The organism is Dietzia sp. IBK-p2-15D (genome assembly GCF_057773105.1).
This window is the reverse complement of the sequence record NZ_JBYMTK010000090.1, coordinates 1-452: the sequence shown is the minus strand read 5'-3', so window position 1 is coordinate 452 and position 452 is coordinate 1. Positions and strand designations below refer to the sequence as shown.

Annotated in this window: 1 protein-coding gene; it reads left to right on the top strand. The window is 52.2% G+C overall.

Annotation, left to right across the window (positions count from 1 at the left end):
- A partial coding sequence (locus tag AC3DEV_RS17005) for a Gfo/Idh/MocA family protein (RefSeq protein ID WP_488372873.1) occupies positions 1-452 on the top strand: 452 nt, incomplete at both ends.

Below are 452 nucleotides of genomic sequence, written 5' to 3'. Positions count from 1 at the left end.
CAAAATTCATGTGATTTGCGAGAAACCGCTGGCGTCGAATCTGGCGGAAGTGGATGCCGCCATTGCCTGTGCGCGGGAAAATCAGGTGGTGCTGTTTGAGGCATTTAAAACGGCCTACCTGCCGAACTTTCATCTGTTACGCCAGGCGCTGCCGAAAGTCGGCAAACTGCGTAAAGTCTTTTTCAACTATTGCCAGTATTCCTCGCGGTATCAGCGTTACCTGGACGGAGAGAATCCCAACACCTTTAATCCGACATTCTCTAACGGTTCAATTATGGATATCGGCTTTTACTGCCTGGCGTCGGCGGTGGCATTATTCGGTGAACCGAAAAGCGTGCAGGCAACCGCCAGTTTGCTGGCAAGCGGTGTGGATGCCCACGGCGTGGTGGTGATGGATTACGGTGATTTCAGCGTTACGTTGCAGCACTCAAAAGTGAGCGATTCTGTCCTGG